Annotated in this window: 7 protein-coding genes; 3 read left to right on the top strand and 4 right to left on the bottom strand. The window is 67.7% G+C overall.

The annotated features are described in order from the left end of the window. Positions 1–182 precede the first annotated feature (182 nt). A complete protein-coding gene (locus tag ACFYRU_RS33205; protein WP_387666017.1) occupies positions 183–2135 on the bottom strand; it encodes a S41 family peptidase in 1953 nt (650 codons plus the stop codon). Positions 2136–2248: 113 nt separating this feature from the next. Between ACFYRU_RS33205 and ACFYRU_RS33200 the strand changes: the two genes are divergently transcribed. Next, entirely contained in the window at positions 2249–2953 is a 705-nt protein-coding gene (locus ACFYRU_RS33200) for a M50 family metallopeptidase (RefSeq protein ID WP_387666015.1), read from the top strand. On the opposite strand, the gene ACFYRU_RS33195 is transcribed toward ACFYRU_RS33200, so the two are convergent. Continuing rightward, positions 2950–3675 (bottom strand): DUF5995 family protein, encoded by a 726-nt coding sequence (locus tag ACFYRU_RS33195; protein WP_387666013.1) that lies wholly within the window; start codon positions 3673–3675, stop codon positions 2950–2952. The genes ACFYRU_RS33200 and ACFYRU_RS33195 overlap by 4 nt on opposite strands. Positions 3676–3699: 24 nt before the next feature. On the opposite strand from ACFYRU_RS33195, the gene ACFYRU_RS33190 reads away from it, so the two are divergent. Next, the gene (locus ACFYRU_RS33190) at positions 3700–4281 is read left to right on the top strand and encodes a hypothetical protein (RefSeq protein WP_387666011.1); all 582 of its coding nucleotides are present in this window, start codon (positions 3700–3702) and stop codon (positions 4279–4281) included. Here ACFYRU_RS33190 and ACFYRU_RS33185 read toward each other — a convergent pair. Further along, complete coding sequence (locus ACFYRU_RS33185; RefSeq protein ID WP_387666008.1) at positions 4278–5798, bottom strand: phospholipase C; 1521 nt, start codon at positions 5796–5798, stop codon at positions 4278–4280. The two genes, ACFYRU_RS33190 and ACFYRU_RS33185, sit on opposite strands and share 4 nt — an antisense overlap. Before the next feature lie 150 nt (positions 5799–5948). On the opposite strand from ACFYRU_RS33185, the gene ACFYRU_RS33180 reads away from it, so the two are divergent. After that, a complete protein-coding gene (locus tag ACFYRU_RS33180) occupies positions 5949–6449 on the top strand; it encodes a DUF664 domain-containing protein (RefSeq protein ID WP_387666005.1) in 501 nt (166 codons plus the stop codon). 3 nt (positions 6450–6452) lie between these two features. Here the strand turns inward: ACFYRU_RS33180 and ACFYRU_RS33175 are convergent, their stop codons facing one another. After that, positions 6453–7568, bottom strand: a complete 1116-nt coding sequence (locus ACFYRU_RS33175; RefSeq protein WP_387666002.1) for a hypothetical protein — start codon at positions 7566–7568, stop codon at positions 6453–6455. Position 7569 lies beyond the last annotated feature (1 nt).

Below are 7569 nucleotides of genomic sequence, written 5' to 3'. Positions count from 1 at the left end.
GACTCATCGCCCGCCAGATCTACTACACCCTCCAACACCCCAAACCCACCCCGAACCAGCAGCCAACCGCCGCTTGACATCCATAGGAGCATCCAACCTCGTCGGTCGCCGCCCACGCCACGCTCAGCAACGCCCCGAGCGGACGCCGCAGGCGCTGTTGGTGAGTGCTGGCGGTACGCCTCCTAGACGACCTGGCGCCGCGAGGCGACGAGGTTGCCTGACTCGTAGCCGTCGGCGCGGAGGAGTTGGCCGGGGGCGGCGTCGAGGATGTCGAGGTTGAGCGGGCCCATCACGTCCTCGGAGCTGATCGGGCGGCCCTCCAGGTACAGGTCGACCCGATCGATGCCTTGGGCATCGACCGCGACGGTTAGCGTGCTACCGCTCAGCGAGGTCTTGAGCTCGAGCCGGCGCACCGGCATCGCGGCGAGCAGTGCGCCCGCCTTGTTCAGCAGGTCGACGTTGCCGTCGAGCACGTCGGCCCGGGTCATCCGGTGGGTCTCGTGCGGTCGCACGCCGAGGTCCTCGACCGGCGTACCGGCGAGCTTGCCGACCCGGAGCGTCCGGCGGATCGCCACCCGGAGGTTCGCGCCGTTCGGCAAGGCGATGTACGGCGAGGTCTCGTCCGGAGGCGGTGGTTCGTTGAGCAAGGACGCGAGCAGCCCGTGCGTCCACACGTTCGCGCCACCCGCACCGGTGTTGTCGTCGACGCCGAGGATGATGCCGATCTCGTGGTCGGCGAACCCCGCGGTGAAGATGTCGGTCGCCGAGTACACCCGCGCGTCGGTGATCAGTACGACCGGGCCGTGGTACTGCTGCCCGATGTCGTTCGCGCCGTCCTCGGGCGTGATCGGCTTCGCCGCCGAGTACTGCGCACCGGTCTCGATCGCCAGGTCGAGCGAGTCGAACCACGGACCGAGGTCGATCCCGGACGGGTTGAACCGGTGCCGCCGGCAGAGCTTCAGGTTCAGCGCCGTACTGATGAACTGCACCGGCTCCGGCGCGATCCGCCGCGGCGTCATCGTCTGCAGGGTGAACTCGCTCGCGTAGATGTGCCCGCCGCCGTTGTCGCGGACGTCGACGATCAGCCCGTTCTGCGGCAGTACGCCGGCCAGCCGGACGAACTCGTCCCGGAACGCGACCGGGTCGGTCACGCTGAACGTGAAGATCCGCAGCTGGCCGAAGATCCCGGACGGCGTACTGACCTCGCGGGCCCGGAACACCCCGGGCATCGTGGTCGGCAGATCCGCGCCGGTGACCGCCGCGGGGGTCGCGAGTTCGGCCGAGCTCCGACCGCGTTCGAGTTCGACGACGTCACGCACGTACAGCGTCTTCTTCGCGCGGGACTTCTCGTCGGAGTCGAGGTCGAGGCCCATCGCCGCCGAGGTCTCGCCGACCGCGTCCAGGTTCGTCATCGGCGGGAGGTTGTCGGTCACCTTCCACTGCTCGCGCAGCTCCTGGTTCGAGCCGTCGAGGCCGACGTAGGTGAGCGTCACCCAGTCCTCGTCCGGCGGCGCCTGGATGACGAGGGGGCGGAGCGTCAAGGATTCGAGACCGCGGGCGAGGTTCGCCGCCTCGTTGCTGCCGGCGAAGCGCTCGCCGTTGAGCGCGACCGCGCGCGCGATCGGCGTACCGTTCCAGTGCGTCACCTCGGCGCCCGGACCGAACTGCGTCGCCACATAGCCCGTGACCGTCTGCGTGATCAGGTAGTGCTCCTCGCCGTCCGCGTCGTAGCACTTCTCGATCAGGAACGGCAGGTACGCGATCTTCCCGGCGAACGGCGCCGGCAACAGGTAGTTGGTGTGCAGGTCGCGGACCGAGTTGACGATGCCCGACATCTCCCGGTGGAACATCCACTCGGGCTCCATCGTGTCCGGCGTCTGCCGTTCCATCCGGGCATGCATCACGCGCAGGCGTTGCACCGGGTTCACCGCGTGCATCGCGATCTTCAGCGGCAGGTGTACGTAGTTCTCGCTGAGTAGCAGAAGCGCTTGATCCACAAGGATCTTCCGCTCGTCGAGCGTCAGGCTCCCGGCCGCGTCGAGGAAGTCGGCCAGCGGGACGACGGCCGCCGTACTGGTCGCCTGCGACCGGGTGCGTCCGGCCGTGGGACGTTTGATCGTACGTGGTTGAGACATCTCGCCCCCAAGCTGCAGCAGCCCCTCCCCGGGCCACGGTTCCTCCACCGTCGTCCGCGGCCGAACCGATGTCAACGGCGGGCAGTCGACCACCTGCCTGTAAGGATGGGCGGGTGAAGGAGTTCTGGAGCAACATCACGTCGGTACAGCCGGAGCCGTCGCTGCGGCTGGTGATCGGGACAGGCGTGGTGGCGCTGCTGCTGATCGCATGGCGGCCGATCTGGAAGTACACGCGGCAGGTCGTGACGATCGCGCACGAGGGCGCGCACGGATTGATCGCAGCGCTGGTCGGGCGGAAGCTGTCCGGGATCCGGCTGCATTCGGACACGTCCGGTGTGACGGTTTCGCGGGGCAAGCCGACCGGTGGCGGCATGATCGCCGTACTGGTGGCGGGTTATCCCGGGCCGGCGTTGTTCGGGTTGGCTGCTGCGTTCGTACTGAGTCGTGGGTACGCAGTCGCGCTGTTGTGGGGACTGTTGCTCGCACTGGTGATTCTGCTGCTTCAGATCCGGAACCTGTTCGGGCTGTGGTCTGTACTGGTGTTCGGCGCGGTGGTGTTCGGTGTCACGTGGTGGGGTTCTACTTCGGTCCAGACTGCTTTCGCTCACCTGCTCACGTGGTTCTTGTTGCTTGCCGCGCCGCGGGCCGTGCTGGAGTTGCAGTCGTCACGGCGACGCGGGCAGGGGCGGAGTTCGGACGCGGACCAACTGCGGCGGCTCACCGGTGTACCCGCGCTGATGTGGGTCGGCGTGTTCGGGCTGGTGACCCTGGCGTGCTTGGCGATCGGTGTGATCTGGTCGGGCGTGTTGCCGAGCTAAACCGGTGGAAGCGTTACGCCGAAGCCTGTCACTGCCAGTCGTAGCAGGACCTGCCCTGGGCGTAGGAGGTCGGCTACCTTCGCTGCACTAAGCACCTCCAGCTCTGCTAGCCGCTTGTCGTACGTGCCGTCCAGACGTGCGTGCTGGAGCTCCACGGTGTTGTGCCAGACCTTCTGGCGCGACTCGCGGAGGAATCGCTGCGAGGACAGGCGGTTGAGTGGAGTCAGCACGCGGTCCAGCAGGCTCTTCGCGCTGCTTGCTGCGAGTTCGTCGTCCTCAGCACCCACTCGCTCCGCGAGCACCCCGTCGATCCGCTCATGGTCCCGCCGGCGCCGATCCATCAACCGCTGGTCGAGAAAGTCCTCGTCACTGATCACCGCGAGCAGAGCCTGCGGCAGGTCGTAGTTCACATGCGCGTTGATCCCCAGCAACACGTGCGCCAACGCCGGCAATGTCTCCGGCGCATCGAACGCCAAGCGCCACGGCCGTGCGACCAGCTTTCCGTCATGAGCTTGCAGATAGAGCTCGGCGAACTGTACGTCCCAGCGCTCCACCCAGTCGGGGTCCTCGAAGCGGGCACGGTCTATTGCCCGGCCGACCGCCTCCGTGGTGCGTAGGTACGTACTGAGGAAGTACCGGCGGTGGGCGAGTTCCTCCGGCAGCGTGTCGAGCCGGTCCTGCATCCGCGCGACAACGTCCGCGATCGGATTACCATCAGTCATCGAACCTCCCCCGAGGAGGGACACATGCGAACAGGACCACTGTCCTTCGACCCGGTGCTCGTCGGCAACCGCGAGACGGACGCCTGGGCCGCCTACTACCGGCACGAGTGGCGCACGTTCCTGACCGCGGCAGTCGGAATGGTCGCCGCAGGGTTCGGGATGGCGGCGCACCGAACACTCTCCGGAGCCTGGTACGTACTACGCGCCAACCAGGCGTGGGCGCCGTACCCGGACAACCACCCGGACGCGGCCCGCGCGTACATGCGCCGCTTCTACGAACTCGTCGCGTTGTCCGGCGGCCTGTCGCTGGAGCCGGTCGAGGCCGCCCGCCTGGAGGTGGAATGGTGGCGCGTCCACCGCGCCCACCAGCACTCGCAGGACGTCACCGAGGAAGAACTCGTCACCGCCCTCGTGGACCTCTACTCGTACGTCTACTGCACCGACCGCGACGCCGTACGGCCGGCCGCGGAGAAGCGGGTCGACGCGATGGACCTCTCGGACCGCTGGGTCCGGGCGGGGTGCGATCGCGACGACCCGCTGCTGGCGGCGGAGCGGCGTGCGCTGGTCGCCTCGTACGCCGCCTTGCGTGCTGCCGTGGAGCGTTAGTGCTTGATCGGCTGACCTGACATCGGGTCCAGGGGCAGCGTCTTGTTCTTGTGGTGGAAGTCGAACAAGTTGTCCAGCGAACCCGCCTTCGCGTCGAAGGAGAAGTTGCCGATCGGACCGGTCTGCCAGTTGTCCTCGACGAACTTCAGGATCGAGGTCTGGTCGGTGACACTGTGGTCGACGAAGTTCTGCCGGGCGTACGGCGAGACGACCAGCAGCGGGAGCCGCGGGCCGTAGCCGCACCGGTCCTGGAACCCGCCCGCGATCCGCGCCGGGTTCGTACCGCAGTTGGTCCCCGTGAGCGCGTCGTGCACCGGATCGTTGGACTGGTTCACCACCGGCCCGACCTGATGGTCGTACCAACCGTCACTGTCGTCGTACGCGATGACGACCGCGGTGTTCTTCCAGTCCTTCGACTTCTGCAGCCGGTTGATGGTGCCGACGACGAACTGCTGCTCGTCCAGCGGCGTCGAGTAGCCGGCATGCCCGTCCTGGAAGGCCGCGGCCTTCAGGTAGCTGACCGCGGGCATCGAGCCGTGGTCCACCGACGCCCAGAAGTCCGTGAGGTCGTACTGGTGGTTGGCAGGTCCGTTGTGACCGATTTCCGCCACCGAAGCGGGCGGAGTGTGCTGCAGGTTCTGGGTGCTCTTGTAGTACTGGAAGGGCTCGTGGTGCGGGATGTAGTCGACGCTGCTCACACCGCCGACGTCCGTGTGCTTCGCCGTACAGTCGGCGAAGCCGCCCTCGAACCAGCCCCAGCTGACGCCCTTCGCGTTCAGCAGGTCACCGATGTTCTTGTTGTTCGGGTCGGTCACGGTGGAGCTGTCCCGGGTGTTGCACTTGTCGCCGGCCGGCTGCGGATCACCGATCATCGTGCCGGTCGCCGCCGGGACCGCCTCGCCGTCGGCGCTGAAGCCGTGGGTCTGTCCCGACACCAGGTTGATCGCCCCGACCGAGGACGGCCCGTACGTGGTGCCGTACGAGTTGTCGCTCATCGCGTACTGCTGGGCGTAGTTCCACAGACCGGTGACGGTGTTGCCGTCGTAGTACCCCATCACCAGGCCCTTACCGTGGCCGTAGTCCGCGCAGGTACCAGCGCCGCGGCCTACCGTCTCGACGACCTTGTCCATCAGGCCGGCGTCGACGGCCTTCTGCTCGTCGAGGTAGTTGTGGTCCTGGTCGCAGGTCTGCGCCTGGTCACGGCCGAGCCGGAACGGCTGCGCCGAGTTCGGGTTGTTCGGCGCGGCGAGCGGGGTGTTCAGGCCGTTCACGCTCGGCGTCCCGGCGGCCGCGGTGAAGCGCGGCTCGCCGGCCGGGTTGGCGGCGTTCGGGTACGTCGCGAAGTAGTGGTCGAACGCGACGTTCTCCTGGAAGATCACCACCAGATGTTTGATCGGCGTCGTGGTCGGCGCGCCCTGGGCATGACCAAGGGCGACGGCCGGGATCGCGGCCGCGGCCACCAGGGCCGCGCCGAGACCGGCGACCAGGGGAAGTCGGCGTTTGCTGCGGAGGGACACGTTCCAACTCCTTCGGGCTCGAGGAACCGGGCCCGCCAAGCCTCCACCACACTCCTGCTCCGCGAAACCCCTCAACCAAAACTCCTGGCGAACGGGCAGATTTTCCCAGCTCTCGTCAAAGTGTCCGAAGCGGAGACTACGGTGGCCGGTATGAAGACAAGTGAAGTGCTTCTCGACGGCCACAGCCGGGTCCAGGAGGTCGTGCACGACGTCGTGACCGGTCTGGACGACAAGACGCTCGCGACGCGGCCGGGTGACGCGGCCAACTCGATCGCGTGGCTGGTCTGGCACCTGACCCGGGTGCAGGACGACCACCTGGCGGACGCGGGCGGATATGAGCAGGTCTACACCACCGACGGCTGGTTCGAGCGGCTCGGGCTGCCGCTCGCCGCGGCCGACACCGGGTACGCCCACACCTCCGAGCAGGTCGGCCTGGTCAAGCTCTCCGCGGAACAGCTCCTCGGGTACTACGACGCCGTCCACGCACGTACGGTCGAGTTCCTGAAGACCGTGACCGACGAGGGCCTGGACCGCATCGTCGACCGCCGGTGGAACCCGCCGGTCACGCTCGGGGTGCGGCTGGTGAGCGTGATCGACGACTGTGCCCAGCACGCGGGCCAGGCGGCCTACGTGAAGGGTCTGCTCAGCTGAGCCTTAGGTAAGTGTGGTCTGCCAGAGCGAGGTGCCGGCGATCAGGTAGAGCTTGTGACCGGGCATCAGTACGGCGGCGGTCGGCGTGCCGTCCGGACCCTGTGCGTCCTGCACGGTCCAGTGCCCGTCCTGCCCGCTGAGCACCTTCACTTTGTTGTCCTGGGCAATCACCTGGACGATCTTGCCGTCGCTGAGCACCGGCGCCGGCAGCTTGTCCTTGTCCCCGACCGGGATCGACGGCACGCCCTGCAGGCGTTTCGCCGTACCGGATACGTCGAGTTGCCAGATCGCCAGCTGACCGTCGACGTAGCCGGAGATCACGCAGTCCTTCGCACAGGTCGCCGTGATCGCCTGGCTACGTCCGCCCGGGTCCGGCAGCACGATCCGCTTCCATCCCGCGTTGAGCTTGCTCGACTGCCACACGGCGGCCTCCTGGGCGACGACTCCCGACGCGAGCCGAACCTGGGAGCCGACGAGTACGATGCTCTCGCCGAGGGTCGTTCCGGAACTCGGACCGACCAACAGCGACGGCGTGCTCTGCAGAACGGTCTTCGCGGGACTCTGCCTCGTCCACTTGCCGTCGCTCTGCGGCAGCCAGACCATCGCGTCGTTGCCGGTCTCCACACCGCCCCACGAGCCGAGGAGCGCCTCGCCGCTCGGAGTGATGACGGCGCTGTACAGGTCGCCGGCGTCCTGGCCGCCGAACGTGAAGAAGTTCTGCGGGTGTTCGACCAGACCGGTCTGCGGCGTGCCGGTCCACACGGTCCAGCGGGTGTTCGAGTGCGCACCGCCCGCGGCTCCGCCGAGCGCGAGGAGCTGCTTGCCGTCGTACGCGATCGAGTACCAGATCGCCTCGAAGGCGTACGGGCTGGCCGGGTTGGGCTTGACCGCGATCGGCGTCCGGGTGCCGTTCTCCAGGAGCTGCAGTTCGGGGACGACTTTCGCGCCGCGGTGCCGCAGGCCGATCAGCAACTGGTTGTCGTGCGCGGTCAGCGTGACGGGCTCGGCCTGGCCGACGTCGACCTTCGTCCACGCGACAGGCTCCGGTGCCTTCTTTTCACTGCAGGCGGTGACGGTCGCGAGCAGCAGTATCGCGACGACAGTGAGGCGGCGGCGCATC

Source organism: Kribbella sp. NPDC004536 (assembly GCF_042873835.1).
Classification (GTDB): Bacteria; Actinomycetota; Actinomycetes; order Propionibacteriales; family Kribbellaceae; genus Kribbella.
The sequence above is the reverse complement of the archived record's forward strand: the minus strand, read 5'-3'. Positions and strand labels throughout refer to the sequence as shown.

What these genes read in the sequence shown, in the direction of transcription:
- ACFYRU_RS33205 (WP_387666017.1), bottom strand. Translation starts at nt 2,135, where the DNA reads ATGTCTCAACCACGTACGATCAAACGTCCCACGGCCGGACGCACCCGG.
- ACFYRU_RS33195 (WP_387666013.1), bottom strand. Translation starts at nt 3,675, where the DNA reads ATGACTGATGGTAATCCGATCGCGGACGTTGTCGCGCGGATGCAGGAC.
- ACFYRU_RS33190 (WP_387666011.1), top strand. Translation starts at nt 3,700, where the DNA reads ATGCGAACAGGACCACTGTCCTTCGACCCGGTGCTCGTCGGCAACCGC.
- ACFYRU_RS33180 (WP_387666005.1), top strand. Translation starts at nt 5,949, where the DNA reads ATGAAGACAAGTGAAGTGCTTCTCGACGGCCACAGCCGGGTCCAGGAG.
- ACFYRU_RS33175 (WP_387666002.1), bottom strand. Translation starts at nt 7,568, where the DNA reads ATGCGCCGCCGCCTCACTGTCGTCGCGATACTGCTGCTCGCGACCGTC.